Here is a 26,302-nt window from a genome sequence, read left to right as displayed (position 1 = left end):
TTTTCTCCCCTTTGTACGTACATTTCGGAAACCGTAATCGCTTACATTTCTATTATCTGCTAAAAATTAACATTCGGTAATTAAAAAAACCGTCTTCTTTGTTCAATTTTCCGTTTACGCTACGTGTGAACTCAGTAACCTTATTCCAGCGGCCCTTATCTCAACTTCAAATTCAAATTCTACTTCTACTTCTACTTCTACTTCTACTTCTACTTCTACTTCTACTTCTACTTCTACTTTTACTTCTACTTCTACTTCTACTTCTACTTCAAATTCTACTTCTACAGCCAAACCTTCCTCCACCGCATCAAACAAAATAAATGGATTTTATGTGGTTATTATTGCTGGTTAGCGCCATTTCGGAGCAATAGATGGATTTCATACAGCTAATTTCCGCTAAAACCCACCAAACGAGCAATTCTTCTCAAATTAGCTGTATAATTTCCATTTATTCACTAGAAATAATAATAATCAGCAAAATTAACTGTATTTTTTACATTAATTTGAAATCTAGCTATTCAACTGACCACACTACTTCTATCTACTTCTATCTACTCCTACCTAACCCGCTACCAGCATGCCACAAATCACACCTTATTCAATAAGGGGCATGGCTTGGCTTTTCTAGAAAAAAAGACAGTACCCGATTACAGGCACTGTCCCTTACTTGATCACTTATCCGATTAATCTCGCTAATCCCTTATACGCAATTTCATCGAATTTGCTAATGACCTTCTCCCGATCCATCGCCCACGCGCAATCTTCTAGCGCACAAGCAACCGGCGCATCCAAGCGAATCGTTGCCAGATCCAGCGAAAGATGCAGCATATCCAGCTCCGCTTCGATCTTCGCACGCACACCCTTTGGAAGTGCAGCTAAGTTCTCGAGAATACCGGCAATGTTCACATATTCATTGAGCAACTTGGTTGCCGTCTTCTCCCCAATCCCTTTGACCCCTGGATAATTATCTGCGGTATCCCCCGTTAACCCCTTCAGATCAATGATTTGAGCTGGGGTTAGGCTTTTCTCCTCCATGAGCGTTTCTAGCGTGTACACCATGTAGTTGGATTGCCCTTTTTTCATAATGATAACTTCGGTATTCTCATCCACCAGCTGGAGCATATCATGATCCCCGGTTAAAATCTGGACTTTCGTGTGGGGGCTGTAGAAACGAGCCAAGGTGCCGATGCAATCATCTGCTTCATAACCAGGTACGCCGACATTCGGAATACTGAAGCTGGCTGTCACTTCTTTGACTAGGTCAAATTGTGGGATTAACTCTTCGGGAGCAGGTCCACGATTCGCTTTGTAAGCTTCAAATTTCTCCGTGCGGAAAGTCTTGCTTCCCATATCCCAACAACAGACGACGTGAGTCGGTTTGAACGTGCCGATTGCATCAAGCAAATATTTCAGAAATCCGTAGACACCGTTAATCGGCACACCATGATCCGTTCTCATGATATAACCGCTTGATGATGTTGCATAATAACCGCGAAATAATAAGGCCATGCCGTCTACGAGCAGCACAGTTTCAGATGAATTTTGTGACATTAATAATAGCTCCCATTCCTGTGAAGATATGAATTCATTACAATCAGTATAGCACGGCATACCGATTCCCGACACGCAAAAACCCGCCATCAGCAAAAGTTACCAATGACGAGTTACACAGGGATCTATTCAAATATATCTTTCAAAACCCTTAACAAATTTTAAGTTCAATGATTTCCTGACCATAGATCGGCAGCGATAAGACACAAGCCCCCGCTTGCAATTCACGTCCTGTTAATCTTCCTACTTCACCGTCGGTGAACAACAGTGTCACTTGATAGGTGAACTCAGGGTTCACCCAAGGGATATAAATAGCACACGATTCAGATTCCACATCTCCCCGCAGTGCAACGACGACGCCTTCGCCATTGGCATTGATTTTCCCCCACCAATGCCAATCCTTGTCAGTCGGCTCCGGAACTCCGCTCCACTGGAAGTTGCGGTAAATATCATACTCCATTTGCAGCCTTCTTAACAGGTCAAACCGCTGTTTATAATGGTTAAGATTCTCCTCAGTCAGAGAGGCCAAATCCCCTGCGAATAGCTGCGGCGCTCCCATCAACCAGCTGCAGATTTGTCTATCTTGAATTTGCGTAGTCAAGCTGCCTCGCACATTCACGGTTGCTGCACCATAATATTCTATACATTGCAGCGGTAATCCGCGGTGAGCATACAACTGAACGCGTGCCTGGTAACAACCAGCAATCAATTGCTGGCTCAGCTGCTCCGGATCATAATCCCAATCCTCACGATAGCGTTCCTTCCAATGACCTACACCGGAATAATCGTTAGGAGGGATGTGATACGTATCCGCATGTTGAAGTGCCGCAAGATCACAAGGAACACCTGGTGTTCCCCAATAGATTTCATGGGTTATTTCTAACGTAATACCCGGGCTTCCTGCTCGAATGCGATCTTGCGCAGCTAGAAGGCCACGAAGTCCGCGAAGCAAGGATTCCTTCCGCGTTCGGCTCTCATGGCCTTGTCCGATATCGCCGAATTTAATGTTGGTGAAGTCTTGTTTGAAGTACGATACGCCATATTCTTGGGAAAGACTCACAAGATCATCCGCATAATAGTCTCGCCACGGGCTTGTAAAGCTCATCCCATAACCACCTAATCGTTTGAGCCACGGGACGCTGAGTCCGTCAGGAATATCTCTTAAATCCTTCGATTGTTCATCCCGGAATGTGGACACCCACAGTCCCAGCTCTAGACCAGAAGCCTTTATTGACGCACACATGCCTTTAAAATCAGGAAACAACGCCAGGTCAGGTTCAGTACCTAGACGCCCACGCTGCCAACCATCATCAATTTGCATGGTTTGAAATCCTGCTTGGACTGCCAAATCGGCTAACTCCAAGATGATGGGCTGGTCAATATTGGGCCCGAAATTTGACCATGTACACCAAAGTGGTGCGATTCGTTCGATGGGAGCACGTGCCAAGTGCAGTTCATGCCGCAGGAAGGATTGAAACTCTCTTTCTATGGCTCGATCAACTGGCTTGGACAATCCCGCTCCCGTATCCCATGTCTCTCCAGCACATCCATAATAGAACGTTCCTTCGCTTTCAAATTGTTCTCCTGGCCCAAGAACCCACTCAAAGTAGTCTGAATTATAGCCCATCGCCCCAGTGCCATCTACATAACGAAGCGCCGAAGGAATCTCACTACCTAGAATGATACCTTGCGTATGGTCCGTGTTCTCAAGAGCCAATATACTGGACTGTGCACCTCTGCCAGATGGTGTATATTCGGTTGCAGGATGGCAATTGACCAAAAGTAGATGATCAATCATGAATTCATCTATCTTAACCCAGTTGGCACTTTCATTGTGCACAATCAACTTCTTGCGGATGGCGGAATGATGTGGAAACAATTCATAGCGAAGGATGATTCGAACTTGACTAAACGTAGGATCCTCCCAATCGGTCAATTCCACGTTCCAACGTTCAATGCCATTCTCCTGAATCTCCGTTGTAACCTTCTTAGAACGAGGATATAGTTGACTCTCCGCGCTGCCATCGATAAGGAGTGCATCACTCCAATTCGTATCATCCGCTTTCCATTCTCCTGTATCGGATACAGCCAATTCATCTGTCTTACCAAATGTAGCTGTCGTTTCTATGATGCTATCCTCACTGCCTTGCATCCCCGCTGGTGGCTTATCCGATGTCCGGTAGCGGAGAGATAGCTTAAACTCTTTCCCTGCGTCCAGCCACTCGGTTCTATCTACAAGTAAACGGGAAGTAACAACCCCCGTCTCTGACAAATCAAGGATACGAGTAAGGAGTCCGCTCTGTAAAACGACTTGATAATAATCGGTATTTGGCATACTTATCTCTCCTTATGAGCATGGCTCTTACCTATCCCTGTACTTACAGCCACTTCTGATATTGCTTCGGTGTTTCTCCGTATTTCTCCTTAAAAATGCGAATAAAATGGTTCGCGGAGCTATAGCCTAACTTGCCTGCAATCTCATTCACAGAAAGCTGCTTATCTCTTAACAATTTAACGGCTTCCGTAAGCTTCCGCTCTGTCATATATTCCGTAAATTTAACCCCTGTAATTTTCTTAAAAAGCTTCCCTAAGTAATTTGCACTTACTTTCATGTGATCAGCAACCATCTCCAAGCTTATATCTTCGAACAAGTGCTCTTCGATATAGCTTTTCACCCTAATTTCAAGATTATGGTCGATGCTCATCTTCCTATCTTCAATGGTTGCTATAGCCGTTTGAATTAATTCATTCGCCCATTCTGTAAATTCATGAATATGTGGAACTTCCTCCAGCTTTTCTCGAATGTCATAACCGAATAGTTGCGTTGAACTAAACCCCATCGACTTCACAACTTTACGAATCGTCGTTACGATATCGGATAGCAAGTTTTTGCAATAAGTGATCGAATAGTGGTCATTTCTGATATCTTCGGACATCATGCTAAGCAGCTGATAGGCTTTTTTACCATCACATGCGCGAATGCAATCTTCTATTTCATCCAAAATGACAACCGAGCTCCCTGTACGCTTTCGACCAGTAATATCCAGTTTGGCGTACGATATAATCTTCTCTTCCGGAAGTATAAAGGTATAGGAAAGTGCCTCAAGAGCTTCCCGGTAAGAAACGGAAACAGGACGAGCATCTCTGCTATGTTCATTGCCATAGGCGATCACGAAATCACTTTCATACACGGCTTGAACTTTCTCTTCTACATAATCTATCGCTGCGTGCTTCTCATTCATCGTGCAATTCACTATACCGATAATACGTCGACCATAATCTTTAATCGCCCAGATTTGAAAGCCAAGATCCTGTTCCAACTGCAATAAATCAATGAGATGATAAGAGAGCAGCTGTTCATTCTCAAAATCTTCCTTCTGAGGTACTTTTACAACAAAACAGAAAACCTGCTCCCAACCAGGCTGTGTATCCAGCATATCTGCAAGCTCTTCACGATTCATCGGGAGATCGTCATGCAGCAGGCTCATAATGAGGTTGTGTCTAATAATTGGCTTATTATTCTCTACTTTCTGATGTAAATCACTTAAAACACTGCGTATCGGTCTATGCGCGCGGCGACTAAGCAGAATCGTGAATGAAATACTCCCGAGCAGAAATAAGATACCGATTGAAAGTGTCCAATTCCTTAATTCATTCGCCTTTTTGTAAAAAACATCTGTATTAGCTAAAGCCACATAGCGCCAACTGTTATAATCGGAGTGAACCGATGAAACCATCATGGATTTGCCAGCGATTTGATTGATAAACATGCTGCTTTGGTCCGAAGCCAGCACTTTCTGAAGCCAACCACCATGATCTTTCTGGATATCCTCGATCCCATTCGTTTCTTGGTTATCCGCTATGAAGTTGCCTTGGTCATCAATAATAATTAGCACGCCATCCGAAGCGTTCATAACAGACTGTAAGGATTTTTTGAGCGCACTCTCATAAATGTTAATAGCCACAATGGCTTTTCGATTCCCGAAGGCAGCAAAATAAGGAACACTGCGAACATGCGTAATCACTCTCTCAGAGCCCTGTCCTTGTATGGGACGAGGAGGCATCCAAGAAATTTGCACATCATTCTGCTGAAACCAATCCAACCACTCTCTCCTTGAGCCGATGTCACACATACTTGAACTCAGAAAGCAAAATTTACTATCATAAAATAAAACATTGTCCGTTTTGTAATAGACATCAATGGATTTTACAAAATTCAAATCTCTCTGAATAAAATCCAATTGGGAAACGATGCCGATAATCGAAGAGGAATCATTCCGAATCGTATGACTCATGGGGTACAGCAAAATAGAGTCTTGTCCACCATCAACGGCGCTCCGATTTAACGTAGAGATACTTTCCTTCACAAATTGTTGATCGATAGATTGCCGAAACTGAACAACCGTCTGTTGGTTAAATTTCTCTAATTCATCCGTGTAAGCCTTTGCAAAATATTGATAATAAATGCTGACTGGCACAACCGTAATCAGTATAACGGTAAGTATATTAGACCAATATAACCGGGTGAAAACCTTCTTCTGAATCAGTAGAGTTTGTTTCATTGCCCCTCCACACTTCTTCTATCCGTTTTTCAGTTCAGTATAGCAAGAAATGGTTATGGATTGAAGAGGCTGCCTAATCTGTCAGCCTCTTCCTGTGGCATAAATCTTTTCTATTTACCTAGCATTTTCTTATAAGCTTCGTTCACTTCTTTCTCAATCGCATCGCCGCCATTCGCTTTAAACGTTTTCACGTAGTCATCGAAGATGTCTGGGCTTGCTTCGCCTAAAATGATTTTGAAATAAGTTTGAACAGTCAGCTTTGTTAAATTGGTCGCATATTTAACATGCGATTCAACCGAAGGAACGGCCATATTCAAATAGCCTTTGGGTTTAACTTTATCCCCGAAATCATAATTAAATTTATCCATGCTTTTATCGAATTCCGGCACGTTGATAATATTAAACACTTGCCCGCCTTTTTTCATAAATTCAGCCGCCGGTACAGAAGCACTTAAGTTGATGAACCTTCCGTTCTCTTCCTTCCATGCTTCCCCTTTCCAGCCTCTGAAAACAGTTTTGTAATATTCGATATCCGTTGCGCTTGCTTCAATCATTTTCAAGAACGTTTCCACTTTACGTGGGTCCTTTGCTCCTTTTACAGTTATGCCTAGTGTCGTTGAGTTGACACCCCATTGCGGTGTTCCTGATGCCCCTTTAGGCCCAACAGGCGCCTTACCGAGAACAATTTCTGCGTTAGGCTGCGACTTTTTAAGATTGACATATTGTCCGCCGCCCTTGTCCTCCGGATTGGCAGGATCGATCACATTTCGCCAGTGATAGAACATCCCTTTCCCTGTGAGCCCAATGCGATTGTTATAGAAGGCTTGGGAGTCAAAGCCGTAACCCCCTGTGTTCTCCGATGTGATCATCTCCGGATCAATCAGATCCATTTTGTACCATTTGCTTAATAGGGTTAACGCTTCCTTCATTTCCGGTTGAATCGCAGCGAAGGTGATCTTGCCGTCTTTCTCCATGTAGATCAGATTCTCTTTGTTCTGAACAGCCGCGCTTTTCACCTCTGTGAGACCAGGAGAGCCAAATGCTCCAAGGATGGCAGGAAGGGCGAAATCTGAAAATCCGTACGTATCCTTTTTCCCATTGCCATCAGGATCATTATTACGAATTTTGACTAGCGCATCTTCGAATTCTTGTATCGTTTCAGGTGTTTTGGTAATACCGACCTTGGTAAGCCAATCTTGTCGCCAGACCAAGACAGTCGGATAGTCGCCATTGACATTCAGACTCGGTAAACCATAAATTTCACCCTCGTACTTAACCGTATTCCATAAGTTATATTTATCAATTAGTTTGGCATAGTTCGGTGCAAATTTACGAATGGTTTCATCTGGAATCGGAGCAAGCACACCATTGGACACATAGGTACCCACAGGGCTTCTAACCTGCATGACATCCGGCATTTCTCCGGCCGCCAGCTTCACATTCAAATTATCATTCCATTTCTGTGAATCGACGAACCAGAACTTGAATTTGGCATTAAATTTCTCGGAAACCATCTGCACAACCTTTGAATCCGGATCTGGTTCGGAGAATGAGTTGTACGCAAGCCATTCCATGACAACCGGTTCTTTGGATGCACTCGCTGTCGCTTCTGGTTGTTTGGTGTCCACTGCTGTTGTTGTCTCTTTGGAACACCCTGCGATGACGCCAACCAGTACGGTTGTAGCCAGAATAACAGAAAATCTTGTACGCATTTGCTTCGACATATAAACCCTCCCTATTGTAATTATACGTTAAACCCGCAAACTGCGGGATATAACCAAGCGGACACTACCCTTTAATGGAGCCGATTAACGTCCCTCTCACAAAATATTTCTGCACGAAAGGATACACACAAAGAATCGGGAGAATAGAAACAACCAAGGTAGCCATCTTCATTGTCTGCGTATTGACCACCATCTGACTTGACTCTGTTCCAGCGGCGCTAAGTTCGCCATCAAGAATAATTTTCCTCAGGATTAACTGGAGGACTTGCTTCTTCTCCGTTTGAATATAGAGCATGCTATCAAACCAGGCGTTCCAATGATAAACCGCCGTGTATAAGGAAACCGTGGCGAGCACAGGAAGCGAGAGTGGCAATATGATTTTGATCAAAATCGTCACATCATTAGCGCCATCCATCTTAGCGGACTCTTCCAGAGCTTCAGGAATCTCATGAACGAAATTCCTCACAATGAGCAGCAGAAACGTACTCACCGCTCCAGGTAAAATTAAGGCCCACATACTGTTCATGAGTCCTAGATTTTTCACTAGAATATACGAGGGGATCAAACCGCCTGAGAAAAACATCGTAAGCACGACAAATCCTGTCCAGAAGGTGCGGTGTGGCAGTGTTTTTTTGGATAAGGGATACGCCCCCAGAAACGTCAAACTCACTGTCAACACGGTGGCCAAAATCGTCCGCATGATTGTGTTCCCGTAGGCCGTCCAGATTAAGGAATTGTTCATCACTTGCTTGTAGCCCGAGAAATCGAATTGGGTAGGGATAAAATGAAAGCCATAGCTGTTGATGACTTGCGCTGGACTCATGGATAACGTCACGACCTGCATAAAGGGAAGTAAAGTGATTATGGTCAACAGAATGAGTGACACATAAACGATGGTCATGAAAATGGCATCTGATAATCGGAATGATGTACGAGTCATAGGCGACTCCTTTCTGTGTGCATTGTCTTTCTAGAAAATCGTTTCATCACTGAAACGCTTCGCTAAGGTATTCGTAAACAAGACTACCGCTAACGCGATCACATTCTTGAATAACCCTACTGCAGCAGCATAGCTGTAATTCATCTTGGAGATCCCTTCATTGTAGGTGTACGTTCCGATCACATCCCCGACACTCATGACCTTGGCGTTAAGCAGGTTATACACTTGATCGAAGTCATCGCTAATGATCTGACCTGAGGTAAGGATGAGCAGAATGACCACGACAGGTGCAATCGAAGGTAGTGTAATCCACCATATCTTTTGAATCCGGTTAATACCGTCCACTTCCGCAGCTTCATACATCTCCGGATTAATTCCCGACATGGCGGCTAGATAGATGATGGCATTAAATCCAATGGTTTTCCAAATTTCAGTGCTCACCAGAACAGAGCGGAACCAATCCACACTGGCAATAAAGAAAATTGGCTTATAATCCAACATCGATAAGGCAACATTGATTGGGCCTCGACTTGGTGATAGAAATTCGATAATAATACCAGCTAATACGACCCACGAGAGGAAATATGGCAAATAACTAACCGTTTGAACGACTCTTTTGAAAATGGTAAACCTCACTTCATTAATCATCAGTGCGAGTATGATGGGGGCGGGAAAACCAAAAATCAGCTTATAGAAATTAATAATCAGCGTGTTTCTTAGCACGGGTAGAAAGTACATAGAGGTAAATAGGTCTTTGAAGTTATCAAAGCCTATCCATTTGCTTCCTGTTATGCCTTTTAAAATTTTGAAATCCTGGAAAGCAATCAGCACACCATAAATAGGAGCATAGTGAAAAATAAGATAATAAAGTAACACTGGCAATAACATAATGAAAAAATATTTGTGCGACATGTATTTCCTAAATGTCATCTGCATGCCTCGGCTTCCCCCTTCGGTTTATTCTTGTTAGCGTTTTCATCTTTTTCTGGACTCAATATATCGTCAATAATCTCCCTGTTCAATTGCCAATTTCCGTTAAAATCCCGATTTTCAACACTCGTAAACCCCTATTCCCAAAATGGTGAAAATCAACAAAATAGCGATTATTGGTTCTTCGCTCGTTTTATATCAACTAAAACAGAAAAAAAGGAGTGCCCCACGGTCATGATGACCTCTGGGACAGCTCCTATTTCGTTAAACCAAGCTTATGCAATTAGCGGCTCGTATGCCATTTAATTTCCTGAATGAATTCCGTTACGGATTCCTTCAAACGTGAAGTGATTTCATCATCAAGAATCGCTTGTCCTTGTTCTCCCCATGTCACTTGTTTATCAAGAACATACACGCCTTGTAGAATGTTCTGTGCGCCTAGGACAGACAATACTGGTTTAAGTGCATAATCAATCGCGAGCAAGTGCGCATAGGTTCCTCCAACAGCTAATGGAAGCACGATTTTACGCTCAAGTCCTTTTTGCGGCAGTAGATCCAAGAATGCTTTCAACACGCCAGTGTAGGAAGCTTTGTAGACAGGCGTAGCTACGAAGACAGCGTCTGCTTCAGCCACTCGCTTACTTGCATCCACAATAGCTTCACTATCGAACTTCGCATATAACAAATCCTCAGGGGGCAGGTCGCGAACCTTGATCCAGTCTACTTCCAAACCTGCTTGCAAAAGCTCGCTCTTAGCTACTTCAATGACACCATGTAATCGGGAGGTTGGGGTTGGACTTCCAGAAATAATTACTACTTTAGCCATTTGATTCACGCTCCATTAGCAATTTGTGGGTGAAAAAAGAGACTCGCCTCCATGTTTTTGGGTACATAGTGGGAGTCTCCTGCTGTTCGGTCGACTTAATTCAATTCATAGTAATTCACTTGGAATTATATTACCATGGCTTCTAAGAGACGTCAATCCATCAACTCAAAAGAAATTCCAGCCCGGCATCCATCGTAAAAAGAAGGAGTATTTCGCAGGTATAATCATCCCCGATAGAATCGGATAGAACAGTGCGAATAGCACGAAGACGGCGGCTAAGTAACCATAGACCCATCTTTTTCGGTGCAGCGGATCTTGTTCCAAATAGTCCTTGATATAGTAGGTCAAAATCAGAACTAGGAAAGGTACCATAGCAAAATAGTGATAAATAAACGTTAATCGCGGTACCAACATCCATGGCAAATACTGCGAGCAGTACGCAATGAGCAACATGCGCAGCAATTTATCCTTGCGTTTGAACGCGAGATAGAACGACATCAGCACCGCAATAAAGCCTGGCCACCATACTAGTGGATTACCGAATGAAACGATGCTCGAAAGCATGCCTTGCGGCATCAGCTTCGCTTGATAATACCAGATCGGGCGTATCATCATCGGCCATTCCCACCATGGTGAGGAGAACGGATGCGTAGCGACGAGATCCTTGTGGTATTTGTACATATGAACCTGATAGGTCACAACATCCTTCAACTGATGCCCAGGACCTGGTACCATCATGAAAGGGATATAGGATAGTGTGTAGACGCCTAACGGGACTATAACAAACATGAGTACGCACCACAGGATCGTAAGCAGTGTGTTTCGTACGAAGAGCTTTTGTACACGCAGGAGATTCGTAGATTCCTCTACAGAGAGAAGCTCGTCATAAACGCCTTCGCTCTCTCCCACTTCGGGTTCATCCCGGCTGTTCTCCCTCAATACTCGCTTAGCAAATTGGTACTCTCTGTACCGCTCCCATAGCGAGATGAATAATAGGACGGCCAACCCAGCACCGCCATAAATGACGATCCATTTGGAAGCAGCACCGATCCCGAAGAACAAACCTGAAAGTCCCAGCGGGATTAGCGTCGTCCACAGCTTTTCGCGGAAGAAGCTCAACGTTGTATACCGATACATGAAATAGAACATCAGCATAATGAAAAAGACACCGTACACATCTATCGTGGAAATTCTTGTTTGGGCAAAATGCATGAAATCAAAACTAAGTAAAAAGGCAGCAATAAGGGCATAGTTGGAACGGCCAAACATCCGCTTTGCGAACACATACATAATAGGAATCATGCCCACTCCGAACAGTGTACCGATAATACGCCAGCCGAATGGATTTAAACCGAACACGTAAATACCGATGGAAATGAATATTTTGCCCAGCGGCGGATGTGTGCTTTCATAAGGCTCAATTTTGTGAAGGTGCTCATAAGCCGTTCTTGCATGATAAATCTCATCAAAATAAGTGCCATTCATGTATGTAGGTGTATAAGGGACGACACTTGCCTCATCAAATAAATGAGCTGTTTTCCCATTATCGGAGGCGTCAACATCTACTTCCTTCAGACTAACTATCGGTAATGGCGTAGTTCCCCCATCGCCGAAAATCCCGATCTCATGAAGATGCAGCTTCGCACTCTCTTGCGTATCGATCACAATTTTTACATAGCGAGCTTCTTTATTCGCTTCTACCGTATGCCAGGTGAACACCTTCGTGTGGTCAGATTTAACCGCCATAGCATCCTGCCACTGTTCACCATCATTCGAAAACCAGTAGGAGTAAGCACCTTCCCCAACGCCAGCAAAACTGTTGATTCGTGTAATCTGATGCTGGCTGCCGAGATCAGCAATGACCGTCTCTCCTCCACGTGATGGCTGCCAGAACGTCGTGGGATCCTTATGTCCGCCGAGATGGAATAGCGCAATGATCGTATAAACCACCATAAGAACGCCTAAATATAGGGCATCTTTACGTGAGAAAAAGCGCCCGCTTTTCCCTCTTTCTATATGATCCTCTCCCCTATGAAAAAGCGCCTTCCAGAGTGAGGTTTCTCTTAAATTCGTTGCTTTCTCTTGCAGGTCATCTTCCATTGGAAGCACTTCGACCTTGTTGTCAACCAGAGGTATAGTCTCCTCCACAGTTTCGTCCCCATCTGATTTCACGAAAAGCCTCCATCCCAATATACAAGCATAGACAAACATCATAACATTGATTGCCGAAACCGTCAGCATCAAAGGATTGAATCGCGGAATGTGATAGTCCTGATGAAAGCTCCGCAAGAGTACATCACCAATATTAATAAAATGCGTGATACTAAAGCCGATAAACAGCCATAGAATTCGGCGATCCTTCATGTAAATGAAGCTCGTTAACGCTAACAATAAGCCATAGTGCAAATAGCGCTCATGCATTTTGGTCATGCACATAAACATAGCCGTGATAAATAAGAAAGATATGTACAATACAGCACCGCGCCGTTTCTTACCGAGCCAATACAGTAGACAGACATATACGATGGATAGAACCATGAAGACGATTCCAATCCATTTATAGGACAGATGCCAGAATCCACTATTGATGTCTATGAAGTTCCCGCCAAGAAGTGCGAATAGATTAAACGCGTTAAGCGATGCATATGGATAGGAAGCTAACGTGCCTGAATACAATTCGATCATCCAGCCATAACCTCTGCCCACTGCAAACGGAAGTGAAAGAACAGCCATCGTGGCTACGCCTGTCAACACGCTAAGCAGCCAAACCATCAACTTGCGTGCTCTTATTACATCTATCAATAGAAAGATACCGAACAGGAGCGCTTGAGGTTTAAGTAACAGAGCTAGTGCGATAAAGAAAGCAGCCTGAGGCAGTTTGCCTTTCATCTGCATTAACAATGTAGCAACAATAAACAGCATGAAAAAAGAATCTACCTGTCCCCATACCGCGGAATTCGCCCAAATGGCTGGGTTGAAGGCAAAAAGCGCAGCAATCCAGAGCGCCTGCTTCCAGGTACGTGCACCTTCGTGCTTGTTGAGCGCTAGTCGAAATAACAGATAAACAGTTCCAAGATCTGCAAGAATTGCAGGCAGCTTCAGGATGAGTAAAGAGCTTCCACTTTCCCAAGGAATAGATAGCTTATGATGGACAAATCCCACAACGTATAGGACATACATGTAGCCAGGCGGATAATCAAGGAAATAGTCTTTAGCATTCGTATATAAGTCCTTTAATCCTACCGTATAAGCGCGATCTGCCCACGCCATGAACGTTCGCACGTCCGTATCATAACCTACCCATGTGGGGGCCAAAACCAGTCTGAGTATGAGGGCAATCAGAAGCATGAATCCTAGAAGAAAAAATGTATAGGGAGCTACTCCCCGTTGCTTGAACCAGCTAACCATGCGACATCTCCTTAGCTTTGAACTATCCTCATTATACCTGTCCACACTCTTGCAGAAAAGGAAAAAAGCACCGACGGTTAGTCAGTGCTTGGGTTCAATCTTTTCAATGCGTTCACAAATGTCATGCAACCACTCATAGTCCCCTGTCAGGGAGGCGCAGAGCGATAAATTTTCTAGTTTTAATCGATTCCATACATAAGTCGCGTTCGCTTCCATGCATAGCATTAATTCCTCTTGTTCGCCTCGAGTTAGCTCTCGGGCTCTGCGTAATGTCCATAATTCCGCCATACGCTGATGAACGGCTAACATCGTTCTTCCCCTCCTGCCGGGTGGAGTCGCTTTCATTACCAGTATGGACAAAGTAAGGAGACTCGAAACAGTATCCTACTCTATTTGTCTGTCATTGCAATTTATGTGAAAAGGAAGAAAGCAAGAGAGCTCGTCCACTCTCTTGCTCTTTATTGCCTTCAATTGGGTACGAACATTAAGGAATATGAACGACAGCAATTTTATCAATTGGGAAATAGAATACAGTACCAGCATTATTTGCAATGACAACATTACCATTTTGGATACCAAGAAATCTGCCTTGATGATTAGGTGTAGTACCTGCATGAATAGTAATAACTGTACCAAGTCCAACATGAGCCAAAGTAGCATATACGGAGCAACTCATTGTGTTTTCCTCCCTTCAAACTTTATATGATATCGTATGCTAGTTCTTCATTTTTGGTATAGACAAATGAATACTAGGATTCGTATATTTTGAGATAAGTATGCTAGCAAAGGGAATATGAACAAAAAAAGAACCCCTTCAATCTCAATTTCCATTGAGATCGAAAGGGTTCTTAGGCTTCCAATTATGCAGAGGATACTTCTTCGGAATCACTAGCAGAATCTGTGCCTTCGAGGAAGAATTGTACGAGCTTCGCATGTTTTTTCAACGATTTCTCGTGAATGAGGTTGATTTTGCCATTATCCAACGAGCCAAATACATAGATTAACTCTTCATTGTCATGTGACCAATCGAATCCCTCTAGCAATTGTAAGGACTGCGTCCACTCATCGTTGTATTCGCCATTTGGGAATAAGAAACGATTCGCATACAGAGCAATACTTTCCTGAATCACACGGTTTGCGGACGTATATTGAGCCAAACCTGGCTGTTCTGGCATCATCGGTAGAATCGTATTGAAGAATTGATGCAAGATTTCAACATACGTTGATGGATCATGACGAATTTTACGTTGCAGTTCATAAGAAGGCTGCATTCTACCTGAGAATAGCATCGTCGCCGTTGCATACAACCAGCTGAAGCATGTAAAGTTACGGTTAAATGAGGTCAAGTTACTGCGTCTCTCTACACCCGCTGCCTTCAAATAAACATTGTGGTCGACGACCTGCTGAATAACCAAATTAAGCGGATCAATGGAGTCAAAGGAATGACCGAGTTCTTTACTAACCAACTGCACTTTGGAGTTGATGTCACCAAATAACTGCTGCTCTTCTTCTTCCGTTAAACCGATGTAAATTTGCACAGCAAGCTGTGTTTCCATCAGATCCAAACGTCTACCCTCAAGTTGATTGATTGTACCTTCTGTTTCCTCAACTTCTTGCTTTATCTCCGCATCGTCACTAAACTTCCGTTGCTTAATCTTGAGCAGAGCCAGCTTCTTCTCGTAGCGACGTACTTCTTTCTGCATCTGATCATTCACATACCCAAGTGCTAGAATCCGATGCTGACCATCAAGGATGGAAAGCTTAGAACCATGTCGCAAGAGGAATTCCTTCGCACCCTTGGAGAGCTGGTTCACTTCGCGAAGCGACAAGGTTACAGGACCGAAGAACACATGATCCAATTCGCGTTCTTGCAAATAAGTCGAAATCTTCCGGCGCTGCATATTACTCAGCTTCCGTTGAACCATGGGATCGATCATCGTATAGTTCAGCAGATCCTGAACGCGCAAGGCCACAGTCGAGAGACCGAACCTTTCGCAGAAAGGATGGATAGTCATTTTCAGGCGTAATCCTTCCATTAGCTCACGTCCTCCTTATTCGCAAAACTAGCTTTATAGTCTTCTGCATCACTGATTAGGAATGCATTCTGATCTTGATAGAAGCTCTTAATATGGTTGTATGCTTTCATAATACGGGTACGTCTTGGTAGACGATCCTTCTCTTCTCCAGCATAAATACTATTCCAGTTGACATGCGGCAATATTTTCAAAGCATGCTCAAGTGCATAACGATTAAAGCTGCCTGTTTTCGTCGCTTCTTCATGCATGAAGAGGGCTAACGCAATCTGGATATTCTCAGACCATACGATTTCACCTTTGGTTGGTGAAGGCAGGTGCGTCAATAATCCGTTAAAGTAGCCGCCTGCTAACGAAATAAGCTCCTGTAGATCTTTATCCGCATATTGGTAGTTGTTATTACGAGCCGCCGATTTCATTCGCCCTTCAAACAATCCCACTAGAATTTCAATCAACAAATGGTAGGAGAATAAATACTCCGGCGATTTGCCACGCTCTGAGAACATATCAACCGTTAGCTTCTGCATCGCAGGGGCTTTTGCTGCTAGCTCCGTAGCTGCTACATGATAGAACCGGCGTTGATCACGAAGGACAGCCAAGTTGCCTCCAAGTTTACGCGGAAGCTTGTTAATATCGGAGAACAATTGACGTTCCTGACGCGCATTAATGTCTAGATACGTCATTGTTGAGATTGGGAACGCATATAAACGGCGCAGCTTTTCCGTAATCTCATCCATTTTGTCATACTCACGACGATCTTTCGCTCGTGCCATCTGACTTTGCAATGTTTCCATAATCCGTTGGAAAGCTGCCAAGCGATGCTGACCATCTACGACATATAATTTCTCAATTGGCTGTAACCGAAGAGCTTGATGGTCCTCATCATAATGTCCAGCGCCTCTTGCTGAGAAAATGATGCCAGGGAAATAGATTGGCTGGCGATCTTCCAAATATAAATTCACATAGTCAATTAATTTAGAGAGGTTCCGCGGAATGATCGCACGTTGTACTTCTAAATCCACCTCAAAAATAGAAAATAGTTTGCTAATAGGTAATGTAGCAGCGATTGTCGCTTGACCGAACGTCTGTCCTAAAATTCCGGGAATCTCTACGTACGATGACGGCTTCTGTTCAGCTAACAGCTCTGATAGTGAAGAAATGGCATCCATATACTTACCCCTTTCAACGTATAAATTTTCTCAATCTTATACCTAAATATGTCTCTCATTCTCCTATTTTTACCAAAATCTCTAACTTTCATTCTAAGGACCGAAGCCAATCTCCTATTCGCCTTGCTGCCTCAAGTAATCGAGCTTCTTCTTGCACTAAAGCAATACGGACAAATCCTTCTCCTTCAGCGCCAAATGCATCGCCAGGAATGACAACAACGCCTGTCTGAAACAACATTTCCCGGGAAATTTGTCGAGATGTCCAACCCTTGGGGATCGGGGCCCAAATAAACATCGTTGCTTTCGGTGGTGGAATGATCCAACCCGCATCATTTAATGCCGAAATAAATGAATTTCGTCTATTCTCATACATACTTGAGACAGAATGATCGCTTTCCATGTCTTCTTCTAATGCTGCAATACCTGCTGCTTGAATAGCCCCAAATACCCCGTAATCAATATTCGACTTCAGTGTCTTGAGCGCCTTAACTGCATCCCCATGACCGGTTAGAAAAGCGATGCGACAGCCTGCCATATTGAAGCTTTTCGATAAAGAATGGAATTCAATAGCAACCTCCTTAGCACCTTCAATCTCCAAAATACTCATGGGCTTGTAGCCATCAAAAGCCATTTCGGAATAGGCAAGATCATGTACTATAAGCAAATCATGATTCTTCGCATATGAAATCAAATGCTCAAAGAAGGCACGATCTGCAACAGCAGATAACGGATTGCTTGGATAGTTAAGCAAGATGAATTTCGCCTTAGCAGCCACGTCATCTGGAATGTCCTCTAGTTGGGGTAAAAATTGATTTGCTGCACGCAGCGGTAATAAATAGGGTTCAACCCCTGCCAAGACAAGACTTGCCGAATATATGGGATAACCTGGATCAGGGACAATAGCCATATCCCCAGGATCACAGAGAGAAAGCGCTAAGTGAGCAAGCCCATCTTGTGAGCCCATTAAAGTTAAGATCTCCGTTTCAGCATCGAGCTGGACGCCGAATCGATAATTATACCATTTGGCTACTGCTTCGCGAAAGGCCAAACTTCCTTCCGATGTTGGGTAACCGTAATAGGAAGGATTACGAACTGCCTCTGCCATTGCTGCCAAAATGCGATGGGAAGGAGGCTGGTCAGGACTTCCTATACCTAAATCTATGACGTCTACCCCTTGGTTCATAACCTCTCTCTTCCATTCAGCTACTTCCGAAAAAATAGCCGAGCCTAGCTGCTGCAGCCGTTTGGATCCTTTAAATGTCATGGATAGCTTCCTCATTATGTGAAATGTGATGTTAGGAAATGATGCCGACCTGATGAACAAGTCTTATCATATAGAGCAAAAACAAGATTAATACCAAATACGAGATACCAAACTTCCAACGCGTCTTAGCCGGTACTTCATAATAGCTTTCTTGCATCCCTAGTGGGGAGTATTCCACTTGAACCTGGAGACCAAGGTGCAAGCCATCCTCTTTATTCATACGTTCTGCTTTGACTAATTGCACTCGCTTAACAATCGCTTGTACAGGCAAATATGCGTGCCCTTCGAAGCCTATCGCATGCCATGACATGTTCAAAGTTTGGCGGCCGGCGCCTGGCCCCTGTAGTTCCGAATAGGTGATATAGTCCAAATCACGCGTATGGCTCTCACCCGGGATCATATAGCCTTGTTGCAGCAGATGATTGGCTGGAAATTCGAATCGAGTTGCGACAGTTACGCGCTCTTCTTTATGGCGATACCGCACATATTTCTTGTATAAATCCCATGCAAACATTGCCCAGATGATCAAGAAAATAATCTTACTCGAAAAGTAGCTATCGAGATACACAATGAGAATGAGCCCGCCAACTAAACCAACTAGCCATAGCCAGCGTGTTACGGCTGTTGAGATTCGTCCGCCGTCCAGGGGATGTATAGGCAGCAAGTTGATCAGATTCAAATAAAAAGCAGCGTAAGCTACGGAAACAATCACTGCTGAATCAAAATAAACACCTACCCCAAAAGCGGCTACGCCTCCGAGAGTCCCCAGAACAGGACCTCCAATACCTATAAAGGCTTCTGTTGCAGCATCAGTTGGATTCTTTTTCATCGTGATCAACGCACCGAGGAATGGGATGAAGACGGGTGCCGACACGGGTAACCCCTTCATCTTCGCTGCAAGAACATGACCTAACTCATGGATAAGAATCATAAGTACGAGACCAATCGCAAATGGCAATGGGGCCAAGTAAGCGTAAGCCCAGATCGTGATAAACATCGAGATGATAGCGCCGCCAACTTTCCCAAACTTCAAAGCGGCAAGCAGCAGCTTGCCTTGTGATAAGAGGACAGCGATGAATCCGCCAATGGCTAGTGGTGACTTCTTACGTGTTGGTTTCTGATTGTCTCCCACGTTCTTATCATCCTTTCGCCCAAACATCCTCAAACACATCTTCTTTGAAGCCTACGGTCACTTTATGCCCATCCGTTACAATTGGCCGCTTAATTAAGCGCCCGTTCGAAGCTAACAAATCAAGCATTTGTTCTTGCGACATACCTGGCAGTTTGTCTTTCAAATTCATCTCTTTGTAAACGTCACCCGATGTATTGAAAAACTTCTTGATCTCCAAACCACTTAGCTGAAGCAAATTCGCTAGTTCCTTCGCTGAAGGCGGCGTCTCAAATAAAGCTACCTGATCTGTAATGTCAATTTCGTGTGCTTTCAGCCACTTTACAGTACTCCTGCACGTCCCACATTTATCGTAACCATACACTTTAACTCCCACGTTGTAATAACTCCTTTATGCCGTATGATGATCAAATAGAACTACTTAAAATTTTGGGCTAATTGCCAAGGAAAGTCAAGTAATTGCAAAGAAAAACCATCCAGAAATTGGCATGGTTTTCGATTTTTTACCTTTTATCGGCTAACCATTGCTCAAGTTCGGATAAATCGGCAGGTAATGGCGCGTTAAATTCGGTCCATACCCTTGTACCTGGGTGCACAAAGCCTAGTTTAAAAGCATGCAGTGCCTGACGATGTAACCGATCAGTGGCTTCAAGATCAGCTGCATCGTCCCCGTAATGTTCCAGCGTATACATCTTATCCCCCAACAGCGGATGTCCTAAGTAGCGCATATGCACACGAATTTGATGCGTACGTCCCGTTTCGAGCCATATCCGCACGAGTGCAGCCTTCTCGAATTGTTTCACGACCTCATAATGCGTTACCGCATGGTAGCCATCGGGCCGCACGATCCGTACATGAGGCTGCTCTGGATCACGATCAATAGGCTCGTTAATCGTCCCTGAAGGTAAAGCTACCGTGCCCCAAACGAATGCGAGGTACTCTTTTTTCACGAGATGCTGAATCATTTGCTCGGAAATTTGCTGATGGACATACGGTGTTTTCGCAATGGCTAGGACACCCGAAGTTTCTTGATCCAATCGATGCACCGGGCGGAAACGGCACGTAATCCCCGCTTGCTGCCAATGGTACACAACCCCATTGGCAATTGTATTCACATAATGACCATGCGTTGGATGGACGATGATACCAGCATCCTTCGCAAGAATTAACAGATGCTCATCTTCATGTAGAATGTGCAGCGGAAGATCTTGAGGCAGAATATCCTCGGATTGTTCTTCTTCCATCCGAATTTCTACACGGTCGCCAGCCTTCACTTTAATATTGATGTATTGCCTTTCCCCGTTAACCGTTATCCCACGCTCGGTAAGCTTGATGCGGGATAACAATTTCCGTGAGACCATCAATCTTTTTTGCAGCACCGTTTTGAGAATGAAGCCTTCTTCCTCTGGCGGAACAACGTATACTAATGGTTCATAATAGCTCATGATTTTCGTTTAAACACCTCAGCACTGCGTATATATTCCACATCTGCAATCCCCTCACGGAAGTTCGCTGTGCGAGCAATCGTGAAGAAAAAGTCCGACAATCGGTTCAAATATCGGCGCACCTCGGGATTAATTTCCTGTGTGCGGGCTAAGGTAACGACAAGCCGTTCGGCTCTGCGGCAAACTGTACGACAAACATGCAAGGTAGAGGATACAGTCCCGCCACCAGGCAAAATAAAACGAGTGATATCTGGCGTCTCAGCATCATATTTATCAATCCAAGCTTCTAACGCATCCACCATGTCGGCCGTTACTTTATAGGGGCGCAAATCCTGCTTTAGCAGCGCAAGATCTGAACCGCAATCAAACAGCTCATGCTGAACCTGAAGCAAATCAGGCAATAAATCCGGGTATTTCTGCGGATCCATGAAGCTCATCGCTTGACCTAGAAAGCTATTCAGTTCATCCGTCGTTCCATAGGCCTCGACGCGATCATCATCTTTGTCCACACGACCACCAATCACACCGGTTTGGCCAGCATCTCCCGTACGCGTATAAATTTTCATCTTAGAACCCTCCCGCCCTCGTAGGATGTGTTACTTCCATCATCTCATAAACTCGCTTCATATCCAAGTGAGCTCGTACATGGTCAGCTAATCGATCGAACGCAGCTTCTCGGCGTTCTTTATAACGTAGTCCTTGTAAGATTGGGGATAACCCCTTATGCAATCGAATCTGGTTTAACCAAGCTCTACGGAAATCATCATTGTGCAAAATACCATGGATGTAGGTTCCCCACACACGACCATCTAGTGAGGCTGCTCCATCATGATGTAAGGAGGTTCCAAATGGTTCAGAAGAACCCGTGCTTAGTTGAGGAGTTATTTGGAACGGAGGCTCGATTTCATCTACATATTTCGTTCGTCCCATATGAATTTCATAGCCATCGATCACAAAATTCGATGCGAAAAGCGTGCTGACACCCTGCACCCTTACAGTTCGTTTATCCGGCGTGAACACCGTTTCTGTTGCAAGCAGCCCTAAGCCTTCAAGCTCAGCATGCTCCGACTCGTACCTGCCAGGATCCGAAAGTGTGACACCCAGCATCTGATAACCCGCACAAATACCAACGATCCAGCCTTTTTCCTCATGTGCAAAAGAAATTAATCGCGCAGCCAGACCCGACTGCTTCAGATACTGCAAGTCTTCCATCGTATTCTTGCTTCCTGGAAGTAAAACGACGTCCGGCTCTCCCCACTCCGCTAACGAATCGATATATCGGAAATGAATGTCTGTTTCTTCTTGCAGCGGATCAAAATCCGTAAAGTTCGAAAGACGTGGCAAACGAATGACAGCAACGTCCAATTGATCTGATTTTTTTCCTTCATGATTCGGAGACCTTCTGCTTAGAGAACGTTTGGAATCGAGTGATGCTGAGTCTTCGTCCTCAATGCCAAGTTGTTGTAAATAAGGAATAACACCAAGCACCGGCTTCCCTGTTCGCTCTTCCAGCCAATCCAAGCCCGGCTTCAGCAAGCTGACATCCCCGCGAAATTTATTAATAATAAAGCCTTTCACCCGATCTCGTTCTTCTGGAGTCAAGATTTCAAGCGTACCCACAATCGAAGCAAACACCCCGCCACGATCAATATCAGCAACCAGCAGCACCGGTGAATCTGCCCAACCAGCTAGACGCATATTGACGATGTCACGGTCTTTTAGATTGACCTCCGCCGGACTTCCCGCCCCTTCTAGAACGACAATGTCATATTCGCTGCGCAAGCGTTCTAAAGCATCTTTCACGATAATTTCCGCTTTGGGCAAATAGGACTCCCTATACGCCCTTGCCTCCAAATCTGCATATGGCTTCCCATGAACAACAACTTGAGCGACCATATCTTGCTTAGGCTTGAGCAGAATCGGGTTCATATCCGTCGTAGCGACAATTCGGCAAGCATCTGCTTGCACGCCTTGCGCTCTGCCTATTTCTTTGCCATCGAATGTGATGTAAGAGTTGAGAGACATATTTTGCGATTTAAAAGGCGCTGTCTGCCAGCCATCCTCTACAAAAATACGGCATAAGGCAGCCGTAAGAATACTTTTGCCAACATCGGAAGCTGTGCCTTGAATCATGAGAACCGCTGACTTTGATTCACGCATGACCTGTACCTCCACTCCTTGTTAAATCGTTCATCATCCTGCGCAAGGCTTGGAGTAAACGCTCATTATCCTCACGAAGACGAATGGCTACGCGACAGTAACGATCATTTAACCCTTCGAATAACGAAGCATCCCGAATCAAAACCCCTTGGCGTCCCATATGCTGTTGAGCCTGTTTTACGTTAATCCCGCTCGACACCGGAAACGAAAACAACAAGAAATTCACATCACTTGGCACTACTTCCAAGCCGATATGGCGCAACTGCTCGATAAGCCAAGGCTTCTCGACGCTCAGCCACTGTCTCGTGGACTGTTCAAATGCTTCATCTTCCAGCACCGCAACCCCCATCTGTTGAGCAAGATAATTCACACTCCATTGTACCTGCTGCTGTCGCAGCTGCTGGATAAGATCGGGGTGGGCTACCATAAAACCTAACCGAATGCCTGGGATCGAATAAAATTTCGTCATCGAACGGATCACAATCAGGTCTTGGCTTGTTGAGGCAAGTTTCAGCAGCGAATGCTCCGACTCCTGTGGAACAAAATCCATAAAAGCCTCGTCCAGCACAAGCTTACGCCCACTTTGAAGCAGATTACTTATCACGTTGCGAGGAATCAGCTTGCCTGTCGGATTATTGGGATGACCGAGGAAAAACAAGTCAAGAGCTGGCAACGCTGCTTCCACATCCCGCCATTGTAGTTCGAATTGATGCTCAGGGAATATGGGGATGTTGGTTAGCTGGCCACCCATTTTGTGAACGGCTTCCTCATATTCGCTAAAAGACGGCCTAGCAAGCCCTGTCGTGCTTGGCTTCAACACCCGGATGATCAAATCGATTAGCTCTGCGGCACCATTTCCAACCAAAATACTCTCCGGATCAATCTCATATTTCTGAGCTAGCTTTCGGCGAAGTTCACGCACCGCTGGATCTGGATATTTGACGATATCGCGCCAACTCGCTGCTAGAATCTCCTTGACCACCTCAGGAGGCCCAAGAGGGTTCATATTTGAGCTGTAATCCAGAAACTGTTCCCTAGGCAGATTCCATGCTTCCTCCGCAGTCCACAGATCACCTCCGTGTCCATAACGCTCTAACATAATGGTCATTCCTTTCACGAAAAGATGCTGTCCTACATGCCAAGGATACTGATGACGGCTAACAAAAGCACACTCTCCAGCAGCTCATTTAAAGCGCCATACGTATCTCCGGTAAGTCCGCCAAGCTTGGAGCTAATATAAGCTGCAATCCCGCTTCCAACTAACGTGGTGACGGCCATAAAGCTTAGAACGACGCTCCAGCTCGGTAACGAAGTTGTATAGCTGGTGTACATATATAGCGTAGTAGTTAATAGGGCTACTAAAAGAGATACCGTGACATGCTTGCAGTTAACACCACGAAACAGACTGCCTAACCCTGAATTCGGCCTTGCGTAAGGCCACATCCGAATGGCTGCAACCATGAACCAACGACTCCAGATCGGGACGATGGCCAGTAGGATAAGCAGGCTTCCTCGTTCCCCTGCCTCATTAGCATCCAGTATCGTGTAGAGTAAGGAAAATTTTAGTAATAGGTGTAAGACACACACTATAACGCCCATCGCGCCGACACGACTATCCTTCATAATCTCGAGCATTTGCTCGCGGGGACGGTGACTGAGGATCCCATCTGCGGTATCCATTAGGCCATCCAAATGCAGTCCGCCTGTGAGAACGACCCAGATCGCCAGGAGCAAGACAGCTGCCGGCATCGTTGGCAGTATGTAGGAAAGCCCAACTCCTGACACCATGAGAAGCAGTCCGATTACGCAGCCCACAAGCGGGTAAAAAATAGTGCTGCGCTGAAACACGCGCTCGGTATAATCAATCTGCACCGGAATCGGCAGACGCGTTAGGAATTGAAAAGCGGCTACACAGGCTCGCAGCCAGTCCATTAAAAAATGAGTACGACGCACAGAAGTCCTCCCATCACTAGATAACTGACGCCGTACAGCATGCTCACGGCGTTCACGATATCCCGCTGCGTTCGCGGACGCAGCGGCCAGCCCAGGCGGGCGCGCTCACTCGCCGCGCCGCCATAGACGTTCAGCCCGCCGAGCTCGATCCCGAGTGCACCGGCCACCGCCGACTCCGGGATCCCGCTGTTCGGGCTGGGGTGTAGCTGCGCGAAGCGGCGAATCGCCGCCGCCGCGCGTGGAGCTGAGAGGCCCGGCTTCGCCAGGGCCACGAGGATCAGCAGGATCCCGGTGAGCCTCGCCGGGATCCAGTTCAGGGCGTCGTCCCAGCGGGCCGACGCGGTGCCGAAATGACGGTATCTGTCATTTCGGTAACCGACCATCGAATCCAGCGTATTCGATGCACGGTAGAGCATCGCCAGCGGCGCACCGCCGATGAGCGCATAGAACAAGGGCGCGATGACCGCGTCCACGATGTTCTCCGCGACCGTCTCCACGACGGCTCGCGTAAGCTCTTCCTCGTGGAGTGCATCCGTATCCCGGCCAACGATGTAGCCGGTGTACTTGCGAGCATCCGCGAGATTGCCTGTGCGCAGCGGATTGTAGACCAGATACGCAGCATCTTTTAAGCCTTTGATCGCCACCGTCGTGGAGATGAGCCAAGTTGACACGGCATACCCTAGCCACGGATGAATATCGTTTGCGAAATGGACGAGCACAAGTACCACAGCAAAGCTCAGTGTGATTGTCGAAAGTGTGAGCAGGACGCCCTTCATGTGCAGCCACTTTGAATGCCGATCTACCGGAATAGTCGTTATCACCACTTTTTTAGGATGCAGCCTGTCCTCCACCCAGCGAATCCAACGTCCAATAATGATGACGGGATGCGTAGGCCACTTCGGATCACCAATCAGCCAATCTAACGCTATTGCAGCAACCGTCATCCAGACGAGCTCCTGCCAAGTATATATCCACATAAGGGCTTCACCATTCCGTACTTACTTGTCTACAAAATAACGGCTACGCTGCCCTCTTAAACGTCTCAAATTGTTTATAAGGACATATAGCCGCCTAATCACATGAAACGCACACCTTATTTTTCCACAAAGACTCCTAACAATTTCAGCCGGTATTCGTGTTGTTTATAGATTTGAGGGTCGCATAGGCTGCACATTTGTATTAAATGGATAATATACAGCTATTTAGGC

At 45.2% G+C, this 26,302-nt stretch carries 22 protein-coding genes; all 22 read right to left on the bottom strand.

The features are described 5' to 3' along the window. Positions 1-114: 114 nt before the first annotated feature. A complete protein-coding gene (locus tag HQN88_RS10715; protein ID WP_173110881.1) occupies positions 115-291 on the bottom strand; it encodes a hypothetical protein in 177 nt (58 codons plus the stop codon). Positions 292-675: 384 nt separating this feature from the next. Next, positions 676-1,551, bottom strand: coding sequence for a 5'-3' exonuclease (locus tag HQN88_RS10710; RefSeq protein ID WP_173110879.1), 876 nt, complete (start codon positions 1,549-1,551; stop codon positions 676-678). A 151-nt stretch (positions 1,552-1,702) separates the two neighbouring features. Continuing rightward, on the bottom strand, positions 1,703-3,886 hold the full coding sequence (locus HQN88_RS10705) for an alpha-galactosidase (RefSeq protein ID WP_173110876.1): 2,184 nt from the start codon (positions 3,884-3,886) through the stop codon (positions 1,703-1,705). Positions 3,887-3,929: 43 nt separating this feature from the next. Then, on the bottom strand, positions 3,930-6,113 hold the full coding sequence (locus tag HQN88_RS10700) for an AraC family transcriptional regulator (protein WP_173110874.1): 2,184 nt from the start codon (positions 6,111-6,113) through the stop codon (positions 3,930-3,932). A gap of 110 nt (positions 6,114-6,223) precedes the next feature. Continuing rightward, complete coding sequence (locus HQN88_RS10695; protein WP_173110872.1) at positions 6,224-7,837, bottom strand: type 2 periplasmic-binding domain-containing protein; 1,614 nt, start codon at positions 7,835-7,837, stop codon at positions 6,224-6,226. A gap of 64 nt (positions 7,838-7,901) precedes the next feature. Then, complete coding sequence (locus HQN88_RS10690) at positions 7,902-8,777, bottom strand: carbohydrate ABC transporter permease (protein ID WP_173110870.1); 876 nt, start codon at positions 8,775-8,777, stop codon at positions 7,902-7,904. 30 nt (positions 8,778-8,807) lie between these two features. Beyond that, positions 8,808-9,713: an ABC transporter permease gene (locus tag HQN88_RS10685; protein WP_173110868.1), complete on the bottom strand. Its 906-nt coding sequence runs from the start codon at positions 9,711-9,713 to the stop codon at positions 8,808-8,810. A 277-nt stretch (positions 9,714-9,990) separates the two neighbouring features. Beyond that, positions 9,991-10,533 (bottom strand): NADPH-dependent FMN reductase, encoded by a 543-nt coding sequence (gene ssuE, locus HQN88_RS10680; protein ID WP_173110866.1) that lies wholly within the window; start codon positions 10,531-10,533, stop codon positions 9,991-9,993. Between the two features lie 165 nt (positions 10,534-10,698). Continuing rightward, positions 10,699-13,941, bottom strand: coding sequence for a glycosyltransferase family 39 protein (locus tag HQN88_RS10675; protein WP_246320159.1), 3,243 nt, complete (start codon positions 13,939-13,941; stop codon positions 10,699-10,701). A gap of 81 nt (positions 13,942-14,022) precedes the next feature. Further along, positions 14,023-14,250, bottom strand: a complete 228-nt coding sequence (locus tag HQN88_RS10670; RefSeq protein ID WP_057315431.1) for a DUF7667 family protein — start codon at positions 14,248-14,250, stop codon at positions 14,023-14,025. 175 nt (positions 14,251-14,425) lie between these two features. Further along, positions 14,426-14,617, bottom strand: a complete 192-nt coding sequence (locus HQN88_RS10665; protein ID WP_173110864.1) for a hypothetical protein — start codon at positions 14,615-14,617, stop codon at positions 14,426-14,428. A gap of 184 nt (positions 14,618-14,801) precedes the next feature. Next, a complete protein-coding gene (locus tag HQN88_RS10660) occupies positions 14,802-15,977 on the bottom strand; it encodes a DNA sulfur modification protein DndB (RefSeq protein WP_173110862.1) in 1,176 nt (391 codons plus the stop codon). Continuing rightward, positions 15,977-17,143 carry a DNA sulfur modification protein DndB gene (locus HQN88_RS10655; RefSeq protein WP_056609438.1) on the bottom strand — a complete coding sequence of 389 codons (1,167 nt, stop codon included), beginning with the start codon at positions 17,141-17,143 and terminating at the stop codon, positions 15,977-15,979. The genes HQN88_RS10660 and HQN88_RS10655 overlap by 1 nt, the downstream gene beginning before the upstream one ends. An 88-nt stretch (positions 17,144-17,231) precedes the next feature. After that, positions 17,232-18,407: an aminotransferase class I/II-fold pyridoxal phosphate-dependent enzyme gene (locus tag HQN88_RS10650; RefSeq protein WP_173110860.1), complete on the bottom strand. Its 1,176-nt coding sequence runs from the start codon at positions 18,405-18,407 to the stop codon at positions 17,232-17,234. Between the two features lie 31 nt (positions 18,408-18,438). Next, positions 18,439-19,539: a site-2 protease family protein gene (locus tag HQN88_RS10645; protein WP_173110858.1), complete on the bottom strand. Its 1,101-nt coding sequence runs from the start codon at positions 19,537-19,539 to the stop codon at positions 18,439-18,441. A gap of 7 nt (positions 19,540-19,546) precedes the next feature. After that, positions 19,547-19,912, bottom strand: a complete 366-nt coding sequence (locus tag HQN88_RS10640; RefSeq protein ID WP_173110856.1) for an arsenate reductase family protein — start codon at positions 19,910-19,912, stop codon at positions 19,547-19,549. 127 nt (positions 19,913-20,039) lie between these two features. After that, a complete protein-coding gene (locus tag HQN88_RS10635) occupies positions 20,040-20,981 on the bottom strand; it encodes an RluA family pseudouridine synthase (protein ID WP_173110854.1) in 942 nt (313 codons plus the stop codon). Further along, the gene (locus tag HQN88_RS10630) at positions 20,978-21,547 is read right to left on the bottom strand and encodes a cob(I)yrinic acid a,c-diamide adenosyltransferase (RefSeq protein WP_173110852.1); all 570 of its coding nucleotides are present in this window, start codon (positions 21,545-21,547) and stop codon (positions 20,978-20,980) included. Before HQN88_RS10630 ends, HQN88_RS10635 begins: the two co-directional genes overlap by 4 nt. Position 21,548: 1 nt before the next feature. Further along, a complete protein-coding gene (locus HQN88_RS10625) occupies positions 21,549-23,141 on the bottom strand; it encodes a cobyric acid synthase (protein ID WP_173110850.1) in 1,593 nt (530 codons plus the stop codon). Continuing rightward, positions 23,134-24,240 carry a threonine-phosphate decarboxylase CobD gene (gene cobD, locus HQN88_RS10620; RefSeq protein ID WP_173110848.1) on the bottom strand — a complete coding sequence of 369 codons (1,107 nt, stop codon included), beginning with the start codon at positions 24,238-24,240 and terminating at the stop codon, positions 23,134-23,136. The genes HQN88_RS10625 and cobD overlap by 8 nt, the downstream gene beginning before the upstream one ends. A gap of 32 nt (positions 24,241-24,272) precedes the next feature. Further along, on the bottom strand, positions 24,273-25,094 hold the full coding sequence (gene cobS, locus HQN88_RS10615; protein ID WP_337995159.1) for an adenosylcobinamide-GDP ribazoletransferase: 822 nt from the start codon (positions 25,092-25,094) through the stop codon (positions 24,273-24,275). Next, the gene (gene cbiB / locus HQN88_RS10610) at positions 25,073-26,071 is read right to left on the bottom strand and encodes an adenosylcobinamide-phosphate synthase CbiB (protein ID WP_173110846.1); all 999 of its coding nucleotides are present in this window, start codon (positions 26,069-26,071) and stop codon (positions 25,073-25,075) included. Before cbiB ends, cobS begins: the two co-directional genes overlap by 22 nt. Between the last annotated feature and the right edge of the window lie 231 nt (positions 26,072-26,302).

Source organism: Paenibacillus qinlingensis, from assembly GCF_013204845.1.
GTDB classification, from domain to species: Bacteria; Bacillota; Bacilli; order Paenibacillales; family NBRC-103111; genus Paenibacillus_E; species Paenibacillus_E qinlingensis.
Note: the sequence above shows the minus strand (reverse complement) of the source record. Positions and strands in the feature narration are given on the sequence as shown.

What these genes read in the sequence shown, in the direction of transcription:
- HQN88_RS10655 (WP_056609438.1), bottom strand. Translation starts at nt 17,143, where the DNA reads ATGGATGCCATTTCTTCACTATCAGAGCTGTTAGCTGAACAGAAGCCG.
- HQN88_RS10705 (WP_173110876.1), bottom strand. Translation starts at nt 3,886, where the DNA reads ATGCCAAATACCGATTATTATCAAGTCGTTTTACAGAGCGGACTCCTT.
- HQN88_RS10650 (WP_173110860.1), bottom strand. Translation starts at nt 18,407, where the DNA reads ATGACATTTAAAGGATCCAAACGGCTGCAGCAGCTAGGCTCGGCTATT.
- cbiB (WP_173110846.1), bottom strand. Translation starts at nt 26,071, where the DNA reads ATGTGGATATATACTTGGCAGGAGCTCGTCTGGATGACGGTTGCTGCA.
- HQN88_RS10665 (WP_173110864.1), bottom strand. Translation starts at nt 14,617, where the DNA reads ATGAGTTGCTCCGTATATGCTACTTTGGCTCATGTTGGACTTGGTACA.
- HQN88_RS10690 (WP_173110870.1), bottom strand. Translation starts at nt 8,777, where the DNA reads ATGACTCGTACATCATTCCGATTATCAGATGCCATTTTCATGACCATC.
- HQN88_RS10625 (WP_173110850.1), bottom strand. Translation starts at nt 23,141, where the DNA reads ATGCGTGAATCAAAGTCAGCGGTTCTCATGATTCAAGGCACAGCTTCC.
- HQN88_RS10670 (WP_057315431.1), bottom strand. Translation starts at nt 14,250, where the DNA reads ATGTTAGCCGTTCATCAGCGTATGGCGGAATTATGGACATTACGCAGA.
- ssuE (WP_173110866.1), bottom strand. Translation starts at nt 10,533, where the DNA reads ATGGCTAAAGTAGTAATTATTTCTGGAAGTCCAACCCCAACCTCCCGA.
- HQN88_RS10700 (WP_173110874.1), bottom strand. Translation starts at nt 6,113, where the DNA reads ATGAAACAAACTCTACTGATTCAGAAGAAGGTTTTCACCCGGTTATAT.
- HQN88_RS10710 (WP_173110879.1), bottom strand. Translation starts at nt 1,551, where the DNA reads ATGTCACAAAATTCATCTGAAACTGTGCTGCTCGTAGACGGCATGGCC.
- HQN88_RS10660 (WP_173110862.1), bottom strand. Translation starts at nt 15,977, where the DNA reads ATGGAAGGATTACGCCTGAAAATGACTATCCATCCTTTCTGCGAAAGG.
- HQN88_RS10685 (WP_173110868.1), bottom strand. Translation starts at nt 9,713, where the DNA reads ATGCAGATGACATTTAGGAAATACATGTCGCACAAATATTTTTTCATT.
- HQN88_RS10695 (WP_173110872.1), bottom strand. Translation starts at nt 7,837, where the DNA reads ATGTCGAAGCAAATGCGTACAAGATTTTCTGTTATTCTGGCTACAACC.
- HQN88_RS10630 (WP_173110852.1), bottom strand. Translation starts at nt 21,547, where the DNA reads ATGAAAATTTATACGCGTACGGGAGATGCTGGCCAAACCGGTGTGATT.
- HQN88_RS10675 (WP_246320159.1), bottom strand. Translation starts at nt 13,941, where the DNA reads ATGGTTAGCTGGTTCAAGCAACGGGGAGTAGCTCCCTATACATTTTTT.
- cobD (WP_173110848.1), bottom strand. Translation starts at nt 24,240, where the DNA reads ATGTTAGAGCGTTATGGACACGGAGGTGATCTGTGGACTGCGGAGGAA.
- HQN88_RS10635 (WP_173110854.1), bottom strand. Translation starts at nt 20,981, where the DNA reads ATGAGCTATTATGAACCATTAGTATACGTTGTTCCGCCAGAGGAAGAA.